Here is a 21,539-nt window from a genome sequence, read left to right as displayed (position 1 = left end):
TTAGCGTGAATCCGGCTCGCCATCCCGCCACGGGGGACCATGATGGGCGCGTGGGCGCACTCGTGACGTTGGACCTGCCGGACGACTCGCCGATGCTCAGCCTGCCGTGGATCATCACGTTCGGCCCGCTGGGCGACGCCGAGGAGTGGGAACCGGTGGTCTGCGGGCCGTACGAGCGCCCGCACGCGCTGGCCCTGGCCGAGTCGGTGGTGGCCGACGAGCAGTTGATGGCGGTGGTCGAGCCGCTGTTGCCGGCGGTCTCCGCCGACGAGATCCGGGGCGAGATCACCTCGGCGCGGATCGCCGCCGAGGACGAGACCGCCGAGGTCGAGGAGGCGGACCTGTACGGCGACTTCGAGGACACCATCGACGAGGAGCTGGAGGAGGCGGCGGCCCGGGAGCCGCACGGCGAGCCGCGCACCCCGCCGACCGAGGAGCAGTTGCGGGCCGGGTTCCGGCGGATCGCCGCCCGGCTGACCGGCCCGGAGGACTGACCCGCCCCGAGCGGGGCCCGGACGAACACCGGCGCCCCGGGGAACGCTCCCCGGGGCGCCGGTGCCCTCACCCCCCACCACAAGGGGTCGTCAGCCCCAGTCGCCCGCCGGCGCGGAGCACGGCGAACGACCAGGTGAGTCAGGTCTACCCGACCAGAGGCCGCTCGAACCACACTGCGGCGTCGATCGGCAGGAGATGCCCGTCACCCTCCTCGGCGAGCGGCGCGCTGGCGACCATCGGGGTGCCGTACCCGCTGATCCGCGCCGGGGCGCCGCTGAGGTTGACCACGCAGGTCAGCTCGACGTCGCCGGCCGAGCGGCTGAACGCCAGCACACCGGGGTCGGTCTCCCGCCAGGTGATCCCGCCGTCGCCGAGGGCCAGCGCCGGGTGGTCACGCCGGATCCGCAGCGCGGTGCGGTACAGCTCCAGGGTCGATCCGGGCACCCCGGTCTGGGCGGCGACCGAGAGGGCGGCCCAGGTGGCGGGGGCCGGCAGCCAGCTCAGCTCGCTGCCGGCCGGGCCGAAGCCGTACGGGGCGAGCTGACCGCTCCACGGGATCGGCACCCGGCAGCCGTCCCGGCTCTCCCCGGTGCGCAGGAACGACGGGTCCTGTCGCAGCTCGTCCGGGAGGTCGAGCACCTCCGGCAGGCCCAGTTCCTCGCCCTGGTAGATGTACGCGCAGCCGGGCAGGGCGAGCATCAGCAGGGTGGCGGCGCGGGCCCGGCGCAGGCCGACCTCGCCGTCGCCGTAGCGGGTGACGTGCCGCTTCTTGTCGTGGTTGGAGAGCACCCAGGTGGTGGGCGCGCCGACGATGGTCGACTCGGCCAGGGCGGTGTCGATGACCTTGCGGAACGAGTCGGCCGACCAGGTCGCGTCGAGGAAGTCGAAGCTGAAGGCCTGGTGCAGCTCGTCCGGGCCGATGTAGCGGGCGAGCCGCTGCGGGGTCTCCGCCCACGCCTCGGCCACCGCCATCCGGCCGCCCGGGTAGCTGTCCAGGATCGGTCGCCAGGACCGGTAGATGTCGTGTACCTCGTCCTGGTCGAAGTAGGGGAGCCGGCCCTTGCCGAGCAGCTCCACCTGCCGCTGGCCGGTGGTCATGGTGCTGAACCCGACGTCCGGCAGGCCCTCCTCCTTGATCATGCCGTGGGCCACGTCGATCCGGAATCCGTCCACGCCCCGGTCGAGCCAGAACCGCAGGATGTCCTCGAACTCGGCGCGGACCTCGGGGTGCCGCCAGTTCAGGTCGGGCTGGGCCGGGTCGAACAGGTGGAGGTACCACTGGCCGTCGGCGACCCGGGTCCAGGCCGGCCCCCCGAAGATGCTCTCCCAGTCGTTGGGGGGCTCCTCGCCGGTCGCGCCGCGGCCGTCGGCGAAGAGGTACCGCTCCCGCTCCGGGGAGCCGGGGCCGGCGGCGAGGGCGGCCTGGAACCAGGCGTGCGCGTCGGAGGTGTGGTTCGGCACCAGGTCCACGATGATCCGCAGGCCGAGGGCGTGCGCGTCGGCGATCATGTTGTCGAAGTCGGTCAGGTTGCCGAACATCGGGTCGACGTCGCGGTAGTCGGCCACGTCGTAGCCGCCGTCGACCATCGGGGAGGTGTAGAAGGGGGTCAGCCAGAGCGCGTCCACGCCCAGGTCCCGCAGGTAGGGCAGGCGTTCCCGGATGCCCTGGAGATCGCCCACGCCGTCGGCGTTGGAGTCGGCGAAACTGCGGACGTAGACCTGGTAGACGACCGCGGAGCGCCACCAGTCGAGGTCGGTGGCGGACGGCGTCGGGTGGGTGGCGGTCACGGTGGCGTACCCCGTTCTGTGGCGCGGGACGGTGACGCACCGCACGGAGTCGGTGCGGGCGCGGTTGTGGGTGCAGAATGCCGGCCCGGCGCTGCAAGAGTCAAGCAGGACTTGCGCAAGAAATGTCGCGGGTTGCCGTCATCCGCTGGCGCGCGCCGGCCCCGGCCGGTCCCTTCTCAGGCCGGTACGGCCAGCGCCGGCGGCACCGGACGCTGCCGGGTCGGGGGCGGCCCGGGCCGGGTCGCGTCGGCCGGGGCGACCGCGGTGGAGCCCCGGACCACGAGTTCCGGGCGGAAAAGGTACTCCGAGTGCGGGGCGCCATGCCCGTTGATCTCGTCGACCAGGGCCCGGACGGCGGCCACCGACATCGCCACCACCGGCTGCCGCATCGTGGTCAACGGCGGGTCGGTGAAGGCCATCAGGGGAGAGTCGTCGTACCCGACCACGGAGAGGTCCGCCGGGACGGAGAGCCCGCGCTGCCGGGCGGCCCGGATCGCGCCCAGCGCCATCAGGTCGGAGCCGCAGACGATGCCGGTCACGCCCCGGTCGAGCAGCCGGCTGGCGGCGGCCTCGCCGCCCTCCACACCGAAGAGGGAGAGCTCGGCCAGCGGCTCCAGCTCGGTGTCGTCCAGTTCGACCAGACGCCGCATGGCGGCCTTGTAGCCGGCGACCCGGCGCTGCACGGGCACGAACCGGTCCGGGCCGGTGATCAGGCCGATCCGCCGGTGTCCGAGGGCGACCAGGTGGGCCACGGCCAACTCGGTGGCCTCCCGGTCGTCGCAGGAGACGAAGGGCGCCGCGATGCCGGGCGCCCACCCGTTGATCATCACGATCGGCAGCGGGCGACCGATCAGGGCGCGGTACCGGTCGTGGTTGGCGGCCGTGTCGGCGTGCAGGCCGGAGACGAAGACGATCCCGGAGACCTGCCGGTCCAGCAGCATCTCGACGTACTCGTCCTCGGTGACCCCGCCGGGGGTCTGGGTGCATAGCACCGGGGTGAACCCGCTCTGCGCCAGCGTCGACTCGATGGTCTGCGCGAAGGCGGGGAAGATGGGGTTGTCCAGCTCGGGCACGACCAGGCCGACCAGTCCGGCGCTGCGCTTGCGCAGCCGGGCGGGACGCTCGTAACCGAGCACGTCGAGGGCGGTCAGCACGGCCTGCCGGGTCTCGGGGGCCACGCCGGGGCGGTCGTTGAGCACCCGCGACACCGTGGCCTCGCTGACTTCGGCCTGTTGGGCGATGTCGGACAGTCGAGCGCGCATGGGCCGCACTCTAGCTCAACCGCAACTTCTTGCGAACACTTCTGCAAGCCCTTCCATTATCTGCAACCTCTTGCTAACGTCCCCGCAACACGCGAGAGCAGCGGCGCGGCACTGCGCCGGTTGGCACGAAATTCTACCGATGTTTACCCTGGCGGGCCGCCCTTCCCCCGGGCGGGCCTGCCATGACGACAGGAGTACCGATGCGCATCCGTACCGCGGGTGTGGTCGCCGCCGTCGCCCTGGCGCTCGCCGCGTCCGGCTGCGGCGGCAGCGACGACAACGACGAACCGGCCGCCAAGGAGTCCGCCAAGGCCTCCGGCGGCGAACTGGTGATCTGGGCCGACGACAAGCGGGCCGCCGCCCTCCAGCCCTTCGCCGAGAAGTTCGGCCAGGAGAACGGCGTCACCGTCAAGGTCGAGGCCGTCTCCAAGGACCTCCAGACCAACTTCGTGACCGCCGCCCAGCAGAGCAGCGGCCCGGACGTCGTGGTCGGCGCACACGACTGGATCGGCAACATGGTGCAGAACGGCGCCATCGAGCCGGTGCAGCTCGCCGCCGAGCAGAAGAGCGCCTTCAACGAGACCGCCGTCAAGGCGGTCACCTTCAACGGCCAGCTCTACGGCGTCCCGTACGCGATGGAGAACCTGGCGCTGATCCGCAACACCGAGCTGGCCCCCGAGGCGCCGAAGACCATCGAGGACCTCGTGGCCGCCGGCAAGAAGCTCAAGGCCGAGAAGAAGGCCAGCGAGATCCTCTGCCTCCAGTCCGGCCAGAACGGCGACGCGTACCACATCTACCCGCTGTACACCTCGGCCGGCGGCTACCTCTTCGGCACCGCGGCCAACGGCGACTACGACCCCAAGGACCTGGGCGTCGGCAAGCCGGAGTCGATCGCGGCGTTCCAGAAGATCGCCAAGCTGGGCGAGAAGGGCGAGGGCGCGCTCAAGCGCTCGATCACCGGCGAGAACTCCATCGCCACCTTCACCGGCAAGAAGTGCGCCTTCCTGGTCTCCGGGCCGTGGGCCATCACCGACGCCAAGAAGGCCGGCATCAAGTACGACATCTCCCCGGTCCCCGGCTTCGCCGGTGGCAAGGAGGCCCAGCCGTTCGTCGGTGTCCAGGCGTTCTACGTCGCCGCCAAGGGCAAGAACAAGGCCCTGGCCCAGGAGTTCGTCGCGAACCACGTCACCACCGCCGACCTGGCCGTGGCGCTCTACAACGCCGAGCCACGCCCGCCGGCGCTGACCGCCGCTCTCGACCAGGTCAAGGGCAGCGACCCGGACCTGGCCAAGTTCCAGGAGGCCGGCAAGAACGGCCAGCCGCTCCCGGCGATCCCGGCCATGGCCGCGATCTGGGACCCGTTCGGCAAGGCCGAGGCCGCCATCATCGGTGGCGCCGACCCGGCGAAGACCATCACCGCCGCCGGTAAGACGATCTCCGAGCAGATCAAGTAATGAGCACGTCGCTGTCCGGCTCGGGGTCTGGCACACAGACCCCGGGCCGGGAGCCCACCGGCTCCCGGCCCGCGCGCACGCGCCGCGCCGCGCGCAACGACACGCCGATCACCGCCACCGGCCTCGCGGTGAAGGTGGTCCTGCTCGGGCTGACCGCCGGGATCGCGGTCTGGGCGGCCTTCCCGCTCATCGAGGCCGAGAAGTGGGCCGGGCTGGCCCTGCTGCTGGCGACCACCGCCGGCCTGTTCTACCTCTACCTGAGCCGCCGGCACGTCCCGGCCAAGTACCTGGTCCCCGGCACGCTCTTCCTGATCGCGTTCCAGATCTTCCCGGTGCTCTACACGGCGAGCACCGCGTTCACCAACTTCGGCGACGGCCACCGGGGCACCAAGGACGACGCGATCGTCGCCATCCAGACCGCCTCGGTCAAGCAGGTGCCCGGCTCCACCGAGTACGCCCTCTCCGTCGCCACCCAGGGCGACCCGGCCACCGGCCCGTTGGTCTTCCTGGTCAGCGACCCGCAGAGCGGGAAGGTCTCCGCTGGTGACGCGAACGGCCTGCGGGAGCTGGACGCGGCGGACGTCACCGTCGCCACCGGCGGCAAGGTCACCGCGGCCGAGGGCTACACCGTGCTCAACTTCGGCCAGGCCAGCGCGCGCAGTGCGGAGATCACCGGGCTGGTGGTGCCGACCGAGTCGGGCGCGCTGCGTTCGTCCGGCCTCTCCCGCGCCTACGAGGGCAAGGCGGTCCGGGCGTACGACGAGGGCTGCGACTGCATCCGGGACACCGAGAGCGGCAAGACCTGGACGGCCGACGCCGAGACCGGCGCGTTCGTCGCCGCCGACGGCGAGCGGCTGGCCCAGGGCTGGAAGGTCAACGTCGGGCTGCGCAACTTCAGCCGGGTGCTCACCGACCCGAACATCTCCGGGCCGTTCTTCGGCACCCTGCTCTGGAACTTCGCCTTCGCGCTTGGCTCCACTGGACTCACCTTCGTCCTCGGCATGGCCATCGCGCTGGCGCTGCACTCGCCCCGGATGCGCGGCACCAACATCTACCGGGTCCTGCTGATCCTGCCGTACGCCATGCCGTCGTTCGCGATGCTGCTGGTCTGGCGGGACATGTTCAACACCGACTTCGGCCTGATCAACAACCTGTTCGGTCTCGGCGTGGACTGGTTCGGGCAGGACTGGTCGGCCCGGGCGGCGGTGATCCTGGTGCAGCTCTGGCTCGGCTACCCGTACATGTTCCTGGTCGCCACCGGAGCGTTGCAGGCCATCCCCCGGGAACTGACCGAGGCGACCTCGGTCGACGGGGCGTCACCCTGGCAGTCGTTCCGGTCGGTCACCCTGCCGCTGCTGCTGGTCGCCCTCTCCCCGCTGCTGATCTCGTCGTTCGCGTACAACTTCAACAACTTCAACGCGATCTACCTGACCACCGAGGGTGGACCGTTCCCGGCGGACAACCCGACCAGCGGCGCCACCGACCTGCTGATCACCTACACCTACCGGTTGGCCTTCGGTGCGCAGGGCGCGGAGTACGGTCTGGCGGCGGCGGTGTCGATCTTCATCTTCACCATCGTGGCGGTGGTCTCGGCGGTCAGCTTCCGACGCACCCGGCAGCAGGAGGAGGTGTACTCGTGACGGTCGCACAGACACCGGTCGCCGACCGGACCGCCGGCCGACCCCGGGGCCGCTGGTTCGCCCAGGTCGGCTGGCGGCACCTGGTCGGGGTGCTCGCGGTGGTGTTCAGTCTCTTCCCGATCCTGTTCGTGCTCTCCGCCGCGCTCAACCCGCTGGGCACCCTCAGCTCCACCGGCCTGGTGCCCACCGAGGGCGTGTCCTTCGAGAACTTCACCGGCCTGTTCGAGCGGACCGCCTTCGAGCGGTGGTTCCTCAACTCCCTGCTGGTGGCCGGGGTGGCCAGCTTGGTGTCGGTCTTCCTCTCCGCGCTGGCCGCGTACGCGTTCTCCCGGATGCGGTTCGCCGGCCGGCGGCCGGGGCTGCTCGCGCTGCTGCTGATCCAGATGTTCCCGCAGTTCCTGGCGATCGTGGCGATCTTCCTGATCTTCACGACGGTCACCGACCTCTGGCCGGCGATCGGCTTCAACACCCCGTGGGGCCTGCTCCTGCTCTACCTCGGTGGGGCGCTCGGGGTGAACACCTGGCTGATGAAGGGCTTCTTCGACACGCTCCCCCGGGAGCTGGACGAGTCGGCCACCATGGACGGCGCCTCGCACGCCCAGGTCTTCTTCCGGATCATGCTGCCGCTGGTGGCGCCGATCCTGGCGGTGACCGGTCTGCTCGCCTTCATCGGCACGATCAACGAGTTCCTGATGGCGAACGTGTTCCTCACCAGCGCCGAGTCGAAGACCCTCGCGGTCGGCATGTTCGGCCTGGTGGCCGGGGAGCGGAACAACAACTTCGGCATCTTCGCGGCGGGCACCCTGCTCACCGCGATCCCGACGGTGCTGGTCTTCCAGTTCGTCCAGCGTTACATCGTCTCCGGCCTCACCGCCGGAGCGGTCAAGGGATAGATCGGATAGGTGGCCGCTCGCCGTCGTGGGCGAGGCGAGGGGTGCTGGTTCGCGGGCATCCTGAGGCGAGTGGCGCCGCTCCGTGGACATCCCTACCGGCAAGGGCGTCGTCGGCGACGGCGTACACCGGAGCAGTCGAGAGCTGCCCGTCGGGTCACCCGACCCGGCGGGCAGTTCGCCTCTTCCCCGTACCCGACCCGGAAAGGGCCGACCATGTCCATGTCCCATCCCGTCGCACCGCACCACGACGGATCCGCCCGCTACGTGCCCGAGCAGGCCCCGGAACTCGGCGACGCCGTGCCGGTCCTCGTCCGGGTGCCGGCCGGCGCCGACGTCCGCCAGGTGCACGTGCGTACCACCCCGGACGGGGAGCCGCGCTTCACCGAGGCCGTCGTCGACCACACCGACGGCGACACCGTCTGGTGGCGGGCCCAGGTGGACGTACGCAACCCGGTCACCAACTACCGCTTCATGCTGACCGGCCGGCGCGGCTACCGGTGGCTCAACGCCGCCGGGCCGGTCGACCACGACGTGCCCGACAACGCCGACTTCCGGCTGGTCGCCCACGACCCGCCGCCGGCCTGGGCCCGGGACGCGGTGATCTACCAGATCTTCCCGGACCGGTTCGCCCGCTCGGCGGCGGCGGCGTCCCGGACGGCCCCCGACTGGGCGATCCCCTGCGACTGGGACACCCCGGTGATCGGGCGCGGCCCGGAGACCCCCTACCAGTTCTACGGCGGCGACCTGGACGGGATCACCGAACACCTGGACCACCTGGACCGGCTCGGGGTCAACACCGTCTACCTCACCCCGGTCTTCCCGGCCCGCTCCAACCACCGGTACGACGCGGCCGGCTTCGACCGGATCGACCCGCTCCTCGGCGGGGACGCCGCGCTGGCCCGACTCGCCGACGCGGTGCACGCCCGGGGCTGGCGGCTGCTCGGCGACATCACCAGCAACCACACCGGCGACGGGCACGAGTGGTTCACCCGGGCCCGCGCCGACGCGCACGCTGTCGAGCGGGAGCTGTACTACTTCGACGCGGACGGCGACTACGAGTCCTGGAACGGAGTCCGGTCGCTGCCGAAGCTGAACTGGGGGAGCGCCGAGCTGTGCCGCCGGTTCGCCACCGACCCGGACTCGCTGCTGCGGCGCTGGCTGCGCCCGCCGTACGGACTGGACGGCTGGCGGGTGGACGTGGCGAACATGACCGGCCGGCGGGGCGCCGACGCGTACACCCACGAGGTGGCGGCGCTACTGCGGGCGGTGGCCACCGACACCCGCCCGGACGCCCTGGTGATGGCCGAACACGGTCACGACCACACCGGCGACCTGGACCGGAACGGCTGGCACGGGACGATGAACTACGTCGGCTTCACCGACCCGGTGTGGAGCTGGCTGCGCGCCGGGGACGAGCCGCTGCCCAACTTCCTCGGCACCCCGGGCGGGGTGGTGCGGCGGGACGCGGACGTGGTGCTCGCCACCATGAACACCTACCGGTCGCTGGTGTCCTGGCGGTCGTACACCCACTCGTGGCAACTGCTCGGCTCGCACGACTCGGCCCGGATCCGCACCGTGGTCGGGGACGCGGCCCGGCAGGAGGTCGCCGCCGGGCTGCTCGCCACCATGCCCGGCACCCCGATGATCTTCGCGGGGGACGAGCTGGGCCTGACCGGCACGAACGGGGAGGGGTCGCGTACCCCGATGCCCTGGCACCGGCCGGAGACCTGGGACAGCCGGACGTTCGAGACGTACCGGTCGTTGATCGCGCTGCGCCGGGCCGAGCCCGCGCTGCGCCACGGCGGCCTGCGCTGGCTGTACGCCGACGCCGATACGCTGGTCTTCGCCCGGGAGGCGGTCGAGGGCAGCGCCGTGGTGCTGGCCCGCCGGGCGCCCGGCCGTCCGGTCCGTCTCACCGGCCTGCCCGCCGCCGACAACGTCCACGGCGGCGCGCCGTCCCTGCGTCCGGCCGCCGACGGCACCGTCACCCTCCCCGGCGACGGCCCCACGTTCCAGGTCTGGCGCCAGGGGTGAGGCCCGGCCACCGGGCTGCCGCCGGTGCTGCCGTGGTCGGGGCCCCGGGGTCAGGCGTTGGCGAGGAGGGCCCGGACGCCGGCGAGGTAGCTGGCCCGGTCCGGGCGACCGGTGAGGATCCGCTGTAGCAGGTAGCCGAGGATCATGCCGAACAGCGCGGCGGCGACTCCCTCGACGTCGGCGTCGACGGGCAGTTCGCCGCTGCGCTGGGCGCGCCGGACGACCACCGCGAAGTGGCCACGGATGCCGGTGTACTTCGACGCGACCAACTCGGCCAGTGCCGGGTCGCGCAGCGACTCCGCCCACACCTGGAGGCCGATCCGGAGCTGGCCGTCCGGACCGGTGTGGGTGTCGACGTAGTCCAGCGCCCGGCTCAGCACCTCGATCACCGGGAGCGGCGGCTCCACCTCGGCCAGCTCGGCGAAGATCCGGCCGGCGCCGCCGACGACCGACTCGGCGATCGCCGCGATCAGGTCGTTCTTGCTGCGGAAGTACCGGTAGACCGCGCCCACCGAGAGCCCCGCCTCGGCGATCACGTCCTGCATGGTGGTCTGGTGGAAGCCGTTGCGCAGGAAACAGCGCCGGGCCGCGTCGAGGATCTGCTGGCGGCGGGCGGCGAGGTGTTCCTCCGAGACGCGGGGCACGCCACACATTGTAGAGCGAACGTTCGTTCTTGATTTTTCGTCACCGGGGGAGGAGCCTCGACTTAAAAGAGAATGAGCGTTCGTTTTGGAAGGAGCGGGAGATGCGTGCCCGGTCGCCCCTGATGCTCGCCCTGCTGGTCGCCGGCTTCGTGGTCGGTGTGCAGGCGTTGCTGGTACCCCTGTTCGCGGCTCCGGCGGCGAACCTGGCCCCGCGTGACCTGCCGGTCGTCGTCGCCGGGCCAGCCCCCGCCGTGGACGACATCGTCGCCCGGCTGACCGCCGCCCGGCCGGGTGGCTTCGCGGTCACCACCCGCCCGGACGCGGCTGCGGCCGACGAGGCGCTGCGCGACCGCGAGGCGTACGCGGCCCTGGTCGTCGGTCCGGACGGGTTGGCGCTGCACACCGCCCCCGCGGCCAGCCCCACGGTCGCCGCGCTGCTCACCGAGGCGGTCGGCGGTCTGGCCGGGGGTCGACCGGTGTCCGTGGTGGAGGTGGTGCCCGCCGCGCCCGACGACCCGCGTGGCACCGGCCTCGCCGCCGGGTTCCTGCCGCTCACGTTGACCAGCCTGGTCGCCGGGGCGGCGCTCGCCCTCCTGGTCGCCGGTCGCGTCGCCCGGCTGGTCGGCCTGCTCGGCTACGCGGTGCTGGCCGGGGCGGGTGGTCTTCTCGTGCTGCATGGCTGGCTGGGCGTCCTCGACGGCGGGCTGCTCGCCGAGGCGGGCGCCATGGGGTTGTTCGCGCTGGCCGCGTCCGCCACCGTCGCCGGCCTCGCCGCGCTGCTCGGGCGAGCGGGGATCGGTCTCGGCGCGCTGCTGGTGTTCCTGGCCGGTAACCCGCTCTCGGCGGTTTCCGCCGCCCCCGAGCTGCTGCCGCAGCCGTGGGGCGCGGTCGGGCAGTGGCTGCCGGCCGGTTCCGGCGGCACCCTGCTCCGCTCGGCCGCGTTCTTCGACGGTGCCGGCGCCGGTCACGCGCTCGCCACGCTGGCCGGCTACGCCGTGATCGGAGTCGGTCTGACCCTGCTCGGCCGGCGCGCCCCGGCGGACGCCACCCGGGCGCTGCCCGCCCCCGTCCCCGGGCGGGCGAAGCCGGCGACGGTCACCGGCTGACGCCCGCCTGGGGTGGTTGCAGGGGGCCCTTGCTACCGCTTTTTGCCGAGGAAGGGCCCCCTGCAACCACGAATCGCACCCCGGGGCGGCTACTACGACGTGTCGTTGATGGGGGAGGATGTACGGCGTGGAAGCTATCCGGCTCGTACTCCTCTATGTCCACCTGATCGGTTTCGCCTTGCTGCTCGGCGGTGGCGTCGCCCAACTCGTCTCCGGACGGATCAGGATCAATCCCGCGATGCTCTGGGGATCGATCATCCAACTGGTGACCGGCCTGGGTCTCTCCGCCCCGCTGCGGGACGGTGACGAACCGGCGCCGGCGAAGCTTGTTACCAAGTTGGTGCTCGCGCTGCTCATCTTCGTCATGGTTTTCTTCTCCCGGAAGCGGGAGGCGGTCAACCGGGGGCATTTCCTGGCAATCGTCGGGTTGACCCTGGTCAACGCGGCGGTGGCGGTCTTCTGGCGGTGACGCTCCGGGTGGCCGGACGCCGGGTGGAAGCCCACGTCCGGCAGCGCCCGGCGGGTTTCCGGGAACCCGGCGAGTGACCTGCCGCACGCGACGGTTACGTACCGGTAACAGCCGTTCAACAGTCGTGCACGATTGTCGGCCGGCGGGAGGGCGTGCGGCTACGCTTCGCGTCCGTAACGTGAGACGCCGGCGGCAAGGCGCAGGCCGGCTTGATGACTGTCACCGTCGTAACGCGGTGGCGATGGGGAGGGAGTCGTCTTGCGCTCTGTGCGTGGGATGCGGGTCGTCTCGGCCCTCGCGGTCGGCGGGCTGGTGCTCGGCGCCGCCGCGTGTGGTGAGGCTCCGGAGGAGAACACCGGTGCCGGCGAGGGGGGCGAGAAGTACACCGCCTGCATGGTGACCGACGTCGGCGGCATCGACGACAAGTCGTTCAACACCTCGGCCTGGGCGGGCCTGGAGGCCGCCAAGGCCAAGAACAGCAACATCGAGATCAAGTACGTGGCGTCCAAGGCCGAGGCCGACTACGAGCCGAACCTGACCCAGTACGTCAACCAGAAGTGCAACTTCGTCCTGGCCGTCGGCGGCCTGATGCTCGACGCCACCTCGAAGATCGCCAAGGCGAACCCGAACCAGCAGTTCGGCATCGTGGACGCGAAGGTGCCGGAGACCAACGTCTTCCCGATGCAGTTCGACACCGCCCAGGCCGCCTTCCTGGCCGGCTACCTGGCGGCGGGTATGACCAAGACCGGCACGGTCGGCACCTACGGCGGCATGAAGATCCCGCCGGTGACCATCTTCATGGACGGCTTCGTCGACGGGGTCGCCCACTACAACAGGGCCAAGGGCAAGACCGTCAAGGTCATCGGCTGGGACAAGGCCACCCAGAACGGCTCGTTCACCAACGACTTCGTCAAGCAGGACGAGGGCAAGAAGGTCGGCGACACCCTGGTCGCCCAGGGCGCGGACATCATCATGCCGGCCGCCGGTGGCTCCGGCGTGGGCACCACCGCCGCGGCGCTGGCCTCGGGCGGCAAGTTCTCGACGATCTGGGTGGACAGCGACGGCTGCGAGAGCACCCCGCACTGCGCGGCGATCATCACCACCGTGATCAAGAACGTCAAGGACGCGGTGACCGAAGCGGTGACCCGCGCCGCCGATGGCGAGAAGCTGGACCAGGCCAAGGGCTTCCTCGGCACGCTGGAGAACAACGGTGTCGGCCTCGCCTCGTACCACGAGTTCGACAGCAAGGTCCCGGCCGAGCTGAAGGCCGAGATCGACAAGCTCAAGGCCGACATCGTCGCCGGCACCGTCACCGTCACCTCCGCGGCCCAGCCGAAGTGACCCCGGACCGGCCGTCGGCGGCGCGACCGCCGATCCGGTGGCCGGCCGGCATAGCGGTATGAGCATGCGGTCGCCGCGGGTGCTCCGAGCCAGCTCGGAACGCCCGCGGCGACAACGCTGCGGATCGACGAACCTGTTCCTCGCCGGGCCGCCCGGCGGCTAGGCTGCACCATCGCTCGGACTCGGGAGGTTCCGCTGAGACTCGAACTGCGTGGCATCACCAAGCGGTTCGGTGATCTGGTTGCCAACGACCACATCGACCTGACGGTGGAGCCTGGAGAGATTCACGCCCTGCTCGGCGAGAACGGCGCGGGCAAGTCGACTCTGATGAACGTCCTCTACGGGCTCTACCAGCCGGACGAGGGCGAGATCCTGGTCGACGGGAAGCCGCTGAAGCTGCGTGGGCCGTCGGACGCGATCGCGGCCGGCATCGGCATGGTGCACCAGCACTTCATGCTGGTGCCCGTCTTCACCGTCACCGAGAACGTGATGCTCGGCGCCGAGCAGGTACGCGGCGGCATCGCCGGCTTCCTCGACAAGCGGCGTGCCCGGCGTCAGGTGGTCGAGGTCTCGGAGCGCTACCACCTGCGGGTCGACCCGGACGCGGTGATCGAGGACCTGCCGGTCGGCATCCAGCAGCGGGTCGAGATCGTCAAGGCGCTGACCCGAGAGGTCGACCTGCTCATCCTGGACGAGCCGACCGCGGTGCTCACTCCGCAGGAGACCGAGGAACTGCTCACGGTCATGCGGTCGCTCAAGGCGGCCGGTAAGTCGATCGTCTTCATCACCCACAAGCTGGGTGAGGTCAAGGCCATCGCCGACCGGATCACGGTGATCCGCCGGGGCCGGACCGTCGGCACCGCCTCACCGGAGGCGAGCCGGGACGAACTCGCCGCCCTGATGGTCGGGCGGCACGTCCAGCTCACCGTCGACAAGACCCCGGCCCAGCCCGGCGAGCCGGTGCTGGAGGTGAGCGGCCTCGTCGTCGACGACGAACGGCAGTGCCGGGCGGTGGACGGGGTGGACCTGACCATCCGCGCCGGTGAGGTGCTCGGTATCGCCGGCGTACAGGGCAACGGCCAGACCGAACTGATCGAGGCGATCATGGGGCTGCGGCCGGCGCTCGCCGGTTCGGTGACCCTGGCCGGGGAGCGGATCGACGGCTGGTCGCCCAAGCAGGTGCTCCGCGCCGGGGTCGGCTACGTGCCGGAGGACCGCAGTGTCGACGGGGTGGTCAAGGAGTTCTCGGTCGCGGAGAACCTGGTTCTCGACATCTACGACCAGCCGCCGTTCAGCAGCGGGCTGGCGCTGAAGCCGGACGCGATCGCCCGGTCGGCCGCCGAGCGGATCGACCAGTTCGACATCCGTACGCCCAGCGCCGACGCCGCGGTGGGCACCCTCTCGGGCGGTAACCAGCAGAAGGTGATCGTGGCGCGGGAACTGTCCCGCCCGCTGAAGCTCTTCGTGGCCGCGCAACCCACCCGGGGGGTGGATGTCGGCTCGATCGAGTTCATCCACCGGCGCATCGTGCACGAGCGGGACGTCGGAACGGCGGTGCTGGTGGTCTCCAGCGAGCTGGACGAGGTGATCGGCCTGGCCGACCGGATCGCGGTGATGTACCGGGGCCGGATCCTACGGATCATCTCTCCGGACACCCCGCGCGAAGAGATCGGTCTGTTGATGGCTGGTATCACCGGCGAGGCGGCCACCCCCACGACTCCTGATTCCCTTTCAGCAATCGAGGCATCACGATGAGCGAGCTCGGCGGCGGGACGGCCCCGCCGGTCAAGGAGCGGGCGGACCAGGCGGCGGGCGCCGACCCGGGCACCCGTACCCCGGCCGGGACGAAGGCGCCGGACGGCGCCGGCGAGGCGCCCGGCTCGTTGGGCAGCCGGTTCCTGCACAACCTCTGGGCGGCCAACACCGTCACGGTCACCGTGCTGGCCATCCTGTTGGCGATGGTGATCGGCGCCATCTTGATCATCATCTCCGACCCGGAGGTGCTGGGCGCCTACGCCTACTTCACCGCCCGTCCGACCGACGCGCTCAGCTCCAGTTGGGCCGTGGTCAGCGAGGCGTACGCCAACCTGTTCAAGGGCGCGGTGGTCGACCCGGCCGCGGTCTCCGCGTGGATCGACGGCTCCGGCGGCTGGCAGCCGGTGTTCGCGCCGATCTCCGAGACGCTCACCTACACCACGCCGCTGGTCTTCACCGGTCTGTCGGTGGCCCTGGCGTTCCGGGGTGGGCTGTTCAACATCGGCGCGCAGGGGCAGGCGACCCTCGGTGTGATCATGGCCGCGCTGGCCGGCTTCCTGCTGCCGCTGCCGCCGGTGGTGCACCTGTTCGTGGCGCTGGCCGCCGGTGCGCTGGGCGGGGCGGTCTGGGGATTCGTCCCGGGCTTCCTCAAGGCACGGACCGGCGCCCACGAGGTGATCAACACGATCATGCTCAACTACGTCGCGTTCTACCTGCTGTCCTGGGTGATCATGCAGGACGGCGTGCACGCGCCCGACCGGTCCGACGCGATCAGCCGCGCAGTCGACTCGTCGGCCCAACTGCCCCGGTTGCTCGGCGGCGATCTGCGGGTACACGCCGGCATCCTGTTGGCCGTAGTGGCGACCGGGGCGGTCGCCTGGCTGCTCAACCGCTCGACCTTCGGGTTCGAACTGCGTGCCGTCGGCGCCAACCCGGACGCCGCCCGGACCGCCGGGATCAGCGTGACCCGCACGTACGTGCTGCTCATGGTGATCGCCGGTGCGCTGGCCGGGCTCGGCGGGGCGAACATGGTGGTCGGCTCCACGGCGAACTCGCTCACTCCGCTCGTGGTGGCCCAGATCGGCTTCGACGGCATCCTGGTCGCCCTGCTGGGCCGGGTCACCCCCTGGGGGGTCGCCATGGCCGCGCTGCTGTTCGGCGCGCTACAGGCCGGCGGCAACCGGATGCAGTCGTACTCCGGGATCTCACTGGAACTGGTCACCGTGCTACAGGCGTTGATCGTCATCTTCATTGCCGCGCCGGCACTGGTGAAGGCGATCTTCCAGCTCCGCGCCGCACGGGCCGCCCGCCTCCAGACCAGCCTGGCGAAGGGCTGGTAGCCGTGGCGGGCACGAGGAACCGACGAGCAGGGCGCATGAACTCCGCAGTTGCGAACGGAGATGGGTAGATGTCGACGATGACTGTCGGGGAGGTCGTGGTCGCCCCCGTGCATCGTGGGTTCTGGACCCGGGACCGTAAGGTCGGCCTCGGACTGGCGGTGTTCGGGGTCCTGGCGACCGTGCTCTTCGGAGCGCTGGCCACCGGGGAACAGGCCCGGTTCACCCTCAGCGAGGATGCGGGTGGCGCCGCGCTGGAGATCAACGGCACTCTTGGCGCGGTCGTCTTCGGGCTGGTCGCGACGGCGGCCGGGGTGGCGCTGCTGTCCGGTGCCGCCGCTGGCTGGTTCCGGCTGCTGCTCGCCGTCGGTGTGATCGGTTTCGTGTTCTCGTTCCTCTGCTGGCAGGTCTCGGCCGCGCCGGTGGGGCAGAACTTCATGCCGATGGTGAACATCGTCCGGAACACCTTCCTGCTGGCCCTGCCACTGATCTTCGGGTCGCTCGCCGGGGTGCTCTGTGAACGCTCCGGCGTGGTGAACGTGGCGATCGAGGGCCAACTGCTGATGGGCGCGTTCGCCGGGGCACTGTTCGGCACCCTCTCCGGCAGCCTCTGGGTGGGCCTGTTCGCCGCCGCGCTGGGCGGCGCCTTCATCTCGCTGCTGCTGGCCGTCTTCACCATCCGTTACCTGGTCGACCAGGTGGTGATGGGGATCGTGCTCAACCTGTTGGCGGTCGGCCTGACCGGGTTCATCTACGAACGGCTGATGCAGCCGGACGCGCCGACCTACAACCAGCCGCCGCATGCCAAGACCTGGTCGATCCCGCTGCTCTCCGACATCCCGGTGATCGGTCCGGCGCTGTTCGAGGGCAACTTCTTCCTCTACCTGGCGCTGATCCTGGTGCTGGTGGTGCAGTTCGGGCTGTTCCGTACCCGGTGGGGCCTGCGGACCCGAGCCGTCGGCGAACACCCCACCGCCGCTGACACCCTCGGGGTGCAGGTGCTCCGGGTGCGGTACCGCAACGTGCTGCTGGCCGGGGTGGTCGCCGGGATCGGCGGTGCCTCCTACACGCTGGCCCTCTACTCGTTCAGCAAGAACATGATCGGAGGTAAGGGCTTCATCGCGCTGGCCGCGCTGATCTTCGGCCGGTGGAGTCCCACCGGGGCGCTGCTCGCCTCCCTCTTCTTCGGCTTCGCCGACCAGCTCGGCACCTACCTGAGCGCGATCAACAGCGTGATCCCGGGCGAGTTCCTGGCCATGCTGCCGTACCTGGCCACGATGCTGGCGGTGGCCGGCCTGGTCGGTAAGGTCCGCGCGCCGGCCGCCGACGGCAAGCCGTACATCAAGGGCTGACCGCTCGCGTCCGTGGGCCCGGTGGGATCGATCCCACCGGGCCCACGCGCCTTCCGGTCGGCGATCCGACGGTACGTCCCCGGGCCCGTCCGCCGTCGCTAACGTGTCGAGGACGACCCGGAACCGGGCAGGCCGGGCCCCGCCGCAGGCCGCCGCAGGAGTGGGGCAGAATCGCCGGCATGGACATCGACTGGGAGCGGCTGCGCGCCGCCGCCACCGAGGCCATGCGGCACGCCTACGTGCCCTACTCGAGGTTCCCGGTCGGGGCCGCAGCCCTGGTCGACGACGGTCGGGTGGTGGTCGGCTGCAACGTCGAGAACGCCGCGTACGGGGTGGTGCTCTGCGCCGAGTGCGGCGTGGTCTCCGCGCTGCACTCCTCCGGCGGCGGGCGGCTGGTGGCCCTCTCCTGCGTGGACGCCACCGGCGAGCCGCTGATGCCGTGCGGCCGGTGCCGGCAGATCCTCTGGGAGCACGGCGGACCGGAGTGCCTGATCGAGGCGAAGGGCGGCCCGCTGCGGATGGCCGAACTGTTGCCGCACGCGTTCGACGTGGCCGACCTGGAGGCGGTGGTCGGCGAGGTCCCGGTGCCGGTGGTGCCGGAGCGGCTGGCCGCCTGGCGGGGCCGGGGCACCGTCTTCGTGCATCCGGACCTGAACGCCGGGCAGCAGGTCTGGACGGCGTACTGGGAACGGTCGGCCGGTGACGACGTGGGCGCCGAGACCGGCGTGCTGGAGGAGGGCCCCACCTGGGACGACCCGGCTGCGGCGATCACCTGGGGACACGCCCGGACGCCCCGGGTGGTGGTGGTCGACGCGACCGGCACCATGTACTGGGCCGGCGAGGGCGAACCGCCGACGGAGATCCCGGCCCGCTGGCCCGGCCAGCAGGCTGGGGAGGGGGAGCGATGAGCGGTTTCGCGGCGGTCGACGTCATCCGCGCCAAGCGGGACGGCGGCGTGCTCTCCGACGCGCAGATCGACTGGGTGGTCGACGCGTACACCCGGGGGCTGGTGGCCGACGAGCAGATGTCCGCGCTGGCCATGGCGATCCTGCTGCGCGGCATGACCCTTCCGGAGATCGCCCGCTGGACGGCCGCGATGATCGCCAGCGGCGAGCGGCTGGACCTCTCCGCCGTGCATCGACCCACCGTCGACAAGCACTCCACCGGCGGGGTCGGCGACAAGATCACGCTCCCGCTGACCCCGCTGGTCGCGGCCTGCGGGGCGGCGGTGCCGCAACTCTCCGGGCGGGGCCTCGGGCACACCGGCGGCACCCTCGACAAGCTGGAGTCGATCCCCGGCTGGCGGGCCGCGCTGACCAACGACGAGTTCATCGCCCAGCTCCGCGACGTCGGCGCGGTGGTCTGCGCCGCCGGGGAGGGGCTCGCCCCGGCCGACCGCAAGCTCTACGCGCTGCGCGACGTCACCGGCACCGTCGAGGCGATCCCACTGATCGCCAGCTCGATCATGAGCAAGAAGATCGCCGAGGGCACCGGCGCGCTGGTGCTCGACGTGAAGGTCGGCTCCGGGGCGTTCATGAAGTCCGTCGACCAGGCCCGGGAACTGGCCCGCACCATGGTCGGGCTGGGAGACGCGCACGGCGTGCGGACGGTCGCCCTGCTCACCGACATGTCCACCCCGCTCGGTCTCGCGGTCGGCAACGCGGTCGAGGTGACCGAGTCGGTGGAGGTGCTCGCCGGGGGCGGCCCGGCCGACGTGGTGGAGCTGACCCTCGCCCTGGCCCGGGAGATGCTCGACGCCGCCGGACTGCCGGACGCCGACCCGGCCGCCGCGCTCCGCAGCGGTCGGGCGATGGACGCCTGGCGGGCGATGGTCCGGGCCCAGGGCGGCGACCCGGACGCCCCGATGCCGAAGGCCAACGAGGTCGAGGTGGTCCGTGCCGAGGCAGGCGGGTTCGTCGCCGCGGTCGACGCGTACGCGATCGGGGTGGCCGCCTGGCGACTCGGCGCGGGCCGGGCCCGCAAGGAGGACCCGGTCAGCGTCCCGGCCGGGGTGGTGCTGCACAAGCGCCCCGGTGACCCGGTCCGGGCCGGTGAACCCCTCTACGAGTTGCGGGCCGAGGACGCCGGCCGGATCCCGGCCGCCCGGGCCGAGGCGGCGGAGGCGGTCCGGATCACCCCGACCGCGCCAGCGGCGAACCCGCTGGTGATCGAGCGGATCGCCTGAGGCGGGCGGGCCGAGGTGACCGCCGTACCCGCGCCCGACCCGGGTGACGTCCGGGAGGCGAGTCTCGACGAGCTGAGCCGGCTCGGGCTGCCGTTGCCGCCGGAGAACTTCCCGCTGGTCTGGGAGCCGGGGGACGAGATCGATGTGCGGCCGGTCAGCGAGGTCGAGGCGCGGATCGCCGTCCTGCACCTGATCCTGGCCCGCTGCTTCGGCATGCCGGCCGAGGCGGCGATGGGCTGGCTGCTCAACTCGCGGCTGATGGACTCGGTCACCCCGCCGGAGTGGGACTTCGTCACCGCCGGCAAGGGCGACCACCGCTCGTTCGTGCTGCACCACGACGCCCTCTTCGCGCTGACCTGGGTGCTCGGCCTGACCCGGCAGCTCGACCCGTCCCTGCCGGTCGACGACGACCTGGTGGCGAAGCTGCCCAACATCGCCGGCGGGGAGACGTTCGACGGTTGGCGGGCACGGCTGCTCGTCGCCCCGCAGCATCCCGCCGACGCGGCGGCCCTGCTCGACCTGCACTACTGCCTGGACTGGGCGTACCTGGAATCGGAGCGGGAAGGGCTGCCGTTGCCGGGGGTGATCGACTCGCACGCCATCGGCCAGCGTCGCTGGGCGTTGGAGTGGGCCGTGGTGCTGCGCGGTCCGTACCACGACCCGCCCCCGGGCTGGGAAGAGGTCGACCTCTCCACCTGAGGACCTCGCCGCCCGAGACACCCGGGGCTGCCGGCCCGGTTCGGCGCGCGGGGCTGCCAGCTTCGGCCCGCCACCTGGGGCTGCCGGCTTCGGCCCGCCGACCCGGGACGGCCGGGTGGCGGGCCGGGCGGTCAGGTCGGGCGGTAGTGGGTGAGCCGGACGGCGGCGGTCACCGTGACCGGCTCGGGCAGGGTGGCGATCCGCGCGGTGAGCCGGGCCGGGTCGGTGTGCCAGGCGCTCGGCCCCATACCGACCAGGGTCCGCACCTCCTTCCGGGTCAGCTGGAGCCGGTGCCGGTGGGTGCTCTGCCCGGCCGGTTCGAAGTGTTTCGCGAGGCTGCCGGCCACTCGGGCGTCCTTGGTCGGGTCGACCCGCAGCAGCCCCAGCCGGTCCACCAGCTCGACCAGGTGTTCGGCGGTCGGTGTCACCACGAGCAGGACGCCGTCCGGCCGGAGTACCCGACGGAATTCCGGCCCGTTGCGCGGGGCGAAGACGTTGACCAGTACCGCGACCGTGGCGTCGGCCAGCGGCAACCGGCCCCAGGTGTCGCAGACGGCCGCGCCGGCCCGGGGATGCGCCCGGGCCGCCCGGCGTAGTGCGGGCTTCGAGACGTCCAGCGCCAGGCCGACGGCGGTCGGCACGGCGTCGAGCACCGCGGCGAGGTGCCGGCCGGTGCCGGCTCCGGCGTCCACCACCAGATCCGGGTACGCCACCGGTTCGGCCACGCCGTCGCCGGACCGGACAGGACGCGGCACCGCCCGTGCGGCCACGGTGGCGAGTGCCGCCGAGAACGGGTCGTAGTGCCCGGCGGCCAGGAACTCCTCCCTGGCGGCGATCATCTCGGCGGTGTCGCCGACGTGCGGTGCCCGGCCCGTCAGCAGGTTGACGTAACCCTGTCGGGCGATGTCGAAGCTGTGCCCGGCCGGGCACCGCAGGGCGCGGGGCGGCGCCGCGTCGGCCTGGTGCAGCGGCTGGCCGCAGACCGGGCAGCGGAGGTGGGGGAGCAGGTCGGGGTGCACCCGGTCAGCCTAGGGTCGTCGGCCGGCGACGCTGAGCGGGTCAGCCGGACGCGGCGCCGACCACTA

General features: G+C 71.8%; 18 protein-coding genes. 14 read left to right on the top strand and 4 right to left on the bottom strand.

Features of this window, described 5'->3' with window-relative positions:
- Positions 1–50 precede the first annotated feature (50 nt).
- Positions 51–494 (top strand): hypothetical protein, encoded by a 444-nt coding sequence (locus tag GA0070618_RS06030; protein WP_088980758.1) that lies wholly within the window; start codon positions 51–53, stop codon positions 492–494.
- A 145-nt stretch (positions 495–639) separates the two neighbouring features.
- On the opposite strand, the gene GA0070618_RS06025 is transcribed toward GA0070618_RS06030, so the two are convergent.
- Both GA0070618_RS06025 and GA0070618_RS06020 read right to left on the bottom strand, forming a co-directional pair.
- Positions 640–2,283, bottom strand: a complete 1,644-nt coding sequence (locus GA0070618_RS06025; protein WP_088980757.1) for a glycoside hydrolase family 13 protein — start codon at positions 2,281–2,283, stop codon at positions 640–642.
- A 176-nt stretch (positions 2,284–2,459) separates the two neighbouring features.
- Complete coding sequence (locus GA0070618_RS06020; RefSeq protein WP_088980756.1) at positions 2,460–3,545, bottom strand: LacI family DNA-binding transcriptional regulator; 1,086 nt, start codon at positions 3,543–3,545, stop codon at positions 2,460–2,462.
- A gap of 200 nt (positions 3,546–3,745) precedes the next feature.
- Here GA0070618_RS06020 and GA0070618_RS06015 point away from each other — a divergent pair, with 200 nt between their 5' ends.
- From GA0070618_RS06015 to GA0070618_RS06000, 4 genes are all read left to right on the top strand, one after another.
- A complete protein-coding gene (locus GA0070618_RS06015) occupies positions 3,746–4,999 on the top strand; it encodes a sugar ABC transporter substrate-binding protein (RefSeq protein WP_088980755.1) in 1,254 nt (417 codons plus the stop codon).
- Complete coding sequence (locus tag GA0070618_RS06010; RefSeq protein ID WP_088980754.1) at positions 4,999–6,639, top strand: ABC transporter permease subunit; 1,641 nt, start codon at positions 4,999–5,001, stop codon at positions 6,637–6,639. Before GA0070618_RS06015 ends, GA0070618_RS06010 begins: the two co-directional genes overlap by 1 nt.
- On the top strand, positions 6,636–7,532 hold the full coding sequence (locus GA0070618_RS06005) for a sugar ABC transporter permease (protein ID WP_088980753.1): 897 nt from the start codon (positions 6,636–6,638) through the stop codon (positions 7,530–7,532). Before GA0070618_RS06010 ends, GA0070618_RS06005 begins: the two co-directional genes overlap by 4 nt.
- Before the next feature lie 219 nt (positions 7,533–7,751).
- Positions 7,752–9,566 (top strand): glycoside hydrolase family 13 protein, encoded by a 1,815-nt coding sequence (locus GA0070618_RS06000; RefSeq protein ID WP_088980752.1) that lies wholly within the window; start codon positions 7,752–7,754, stop codon positions 9,564–9,566.
- 50 nt (positions 9,567–9,616) lie between these two features.
- Here the strand turns inward: GA0070618_RS06000 and GA0070618_RS05995 are convergent, their stop codons facing one another.
- The gene (locus tag GA0070618_RS05995; protein ID WP_088980751.1) at positions 9,617–10,219 is read right to left on the bottom strand and encodes a TetR/AcrR family transcriptional regulator; all 603 of its coding nucleotides are present in this window, start codon (positions 10,217–10,219) and stop codon (positions 9,617–9,619) included.
- Positions 10,220–10,311: 92 nt separating this feature from the next.
- Between GA0070618_RS05995 and GA0070618_RS05990 the strand changes: the two genes are divergently transcribed.
- From GA0070618_RS05990 to GA0070618_RS05950, 9 genes are all read left to right on the top strand, one after another.
- The gene (locus GA0070618_RS05990) at positions 10,312–11,316 is read left to right on the top strand and encodes a hypothetical protein (protein ID WP_197701724.1); all 1,005 of its coding nucleotides are present in this window, start codon (positions 10,312–10,314) and stop codon (positions 11,314–11,316) included.
- Between the two features lie 127 nt (positions 11,317–11,443).
- On the top strand, positions 11,444–11,785 hold the full coding sequence (locus tag GA0070618_RS05985) for a hypothetical protein (RefSeq protein ID WP_088985315.1): 342 nt from the start codon (positions 11,444–11,446) through the stop codon (positions 11,783–11,785).
- A 276-nt stretch (positions 11,786–12,061) separates the two neighbouring features.
- Positions 12,062–13,126, top strand: a complete 1,065-nt coding sequence (locus GA0070618_RS05980) for a BMP family lipoprotein (RefSeq protein WP_088980750.1) — start codon at positions 12,062–12,064, stop codon at positions 13,124–13,126.
- A 171-nt stretch (positions 13,127–13,297) separates the two neighbouring features.
- Positions 13,298–14,881: an ABC transporter ATP-binding protein gene (locus GA0070618_RS05975; protein WP_331253153.1), complete on the top strand. Its 1,584-nt coding sequence runs from the start codon at positions 13,298–13,300 to the stop codon at positions 14,879–14,881.
- On the top strand, positions 14,878–16,221 hold the full coding sequence (locus tag GA0070618_RS05970; RefSeq protein ID WP_088980748.1) for an ABC transporter permease: 1,344 nt from the start codon (positions 14,878–14,880) through the stop codon (positions 16,219–16,221). The genes GA0070618_RS05975 and GA0070618_RS05970 overlap by 4 nt, the downstream gene beginning before the upstream one ends.
- Positions 16,222–16,289: 68 nt before the next feature.
- Positions 16,290–17,570 carry an ABC transporter permease gene (locus GA0070618_RS05965; RefSeq protein WP_088980747.1) on the top strand — a complete coding sequence of 427 codons (1,281 nt, stop codon included), beginning with the start codon at positions 16,290–16,292 and terminating at the stop codon, positions 17,568–17,570.
- A 179-nt stretch (positions 17,571–17,749) separates the two neighbouring features.
- Positions 17,750–18,478 (top strand): cytidine deaminase, encoded by a 729-nt coding sequence (locus GA0070618_RS05960; protein ID WP_088980746.1) that lies wholly within the window; start codon positions 17,750–17,752, stop codon positions 18,476–18,478.
- Positions 18,475–19,755 (top strand): thymidine phosphorylase, encoded by a 1,281-nt coding sequence (locus GA0070618_RS05955; RefSeq protein ID WP_088980745.1) that lies wholly within the window; start codon positions 18,475–18,477, stop codon positions 19,753–19,755. The genes GA0070618_RS05960 and GA0070618_RS05955 overlap by 4 nt, the downstream gene beginning before the upstream one ends.
- 15 nt (positions 19,756–19,770) lie before the next feature.
- On the top strand, positions 19,771–20,454 hold the full coding sequence (locus GA0070618_RS05950; RefSeq protein ID WP_088980744.1) for a DUF4272 domain-containing protein: 684 nt from the start codon (positions 19,771–19,773) through the stop codon (positions 20,452–20,454).
- Between the two features lie 131 nt (positions 20,455–20,585).
- Here GA0070618_RS05950 and myrA read toward each other — a convergent pair whose 3' ends face one another.
- The gene (gene myrA, locus GA0070618_RS05945) at positions 20,586–21,473 is read right to left on the bottom strand and encodes a 23S rRNA (guanine(748)-N(1))-methyltransferase MyrA (protein ID WP_088980743.1); all 888 of its coding nucleotides are present in this window, start codon (positions 21,471–21,473) and stop codon (positions 20,586–20,588) included.
- Positions 21,474–21,539 lie beyond the last annotated feature (66 nt).

It is taken from the genome of Micromonospora echinospora, from assembly GCF_900091495.1.
In the GTDB taxonomy this organism is placed as follows: domain Bacteria; phylum Actinomycetota; class Actinomycetes; order Mycobacteriales; family Micromonosporaceae; genus Micromonospora; species Micromonospora echinospora.
The sequence above is the reverse complement of the archived record's forward strand: the minus strand, read 5'-3'. Positions and strand labels throughout refer to the sequence as shown.